Here is an 833-nt window from a genome sequence, read left to right on the forward strand (position 1 = left end):
TCGCCACGGCGATGGTGCCTGTGGAGGCAACGGCATAGCCGTCTGGAATCATCGTGCAGATTGGCCGCTCGGCTGCATCAGGGTGAATGCGAGACTCCAGAATTTTCCTTTCTGCATCTGCAGAAATCCTCTCCAGAATTTCTGGAGTCTCGCGCCGCCTCGCCGGGACTATCCCGGCATAGGCGGTCCGATACGTGACGTTTCGGTCTGACCTAGCAGTCAGATGAAGGCTCAACACCGATGCAGAGCGAACTGAAGGCGCACCCTTCGCTGGATCAGCTTCCCGAGTACATGACCCGCGAGCAGGCCGCGCGCGTGATCACCGAGCACTTCTTCCCCATCAGCGATCGGACGCTGGAGAAGTGGCCGCTGCGGGGCCGGCGAGTCTCGGGGAAGCTGATGCTGCTGACGGCCGACGTGATCGCCGAGGCGCGGCGTCGGATGGAGGAAGCGCCGCTGGTCCAGACGGGCAAGCCCGCGAAGCGCGCCGCCTGAAAACGGAAACAGCCCGGCACGGTGGAGGACACCGGCACGGGCTGCGGAACCGCTCACGCTACGCTGGGCAAGCCGACACAGCCGCCTTGTAGCGCGCGACGACTCCGTAGCCAAGCCGAAAGCTTCTGCCACCGCCGGGCTCCAACCTCGGAGACCCCGCGTGTCCAAACGCGCCCGTTCCTACCGTAAGCCGCGCCAGCGCGCGCCGCTGCCGGCCGCCCCGCGAATCGTGCTTCTGCACGGCCTGACCGGCCCCGACGGCGAGCCCCGCGCCGCCGTCGCCATGCCTGGCAGCCCGATCCCGACCCTCTATCCCACCGTCGCCGCGGCGCTCGCCG

Annotated in this window: 2 protein-coding genes; one reads left to right on the forward strand and one right to left on the reverse strand. The window is 67.3% G+C overall.

What is annotated here, in order from left to right:
* Positions 1-235, reverse strand: a 235-nt coding sequence (locus tag M0638_RS28400) for a hypothetical protein (protein WP_248670318.1), incomplete at its 3' end; no start/stop codon positions are given.
* A 5-nt stretch (positions 236-240) separates the two neighbouring features.
* On the opposite strand from M0638_RS28400, the gene M0638_RS28405 reads away from it, so the two are divergent.
* Positions 241-495, forward strand: a complete 255-nt coding sequence (locus M0638_RS28405; RefSeq protein ID WP_248670319.1) for a hypothetical protein — start codon at positions 241-243, stop codon at positions 493-495.
* Positions 496-833: the final 338 nt, after the last annotated feature.

The organism is Roseomonas acroporae, assembly GCF_023223525.1.
GTDB lineage: Bacteria > Pseudomonadota > Alphaproteobacteria > Acetobacterales > Acetobacteraceae > Roseomonas_E > Roseomonas_E acroporae.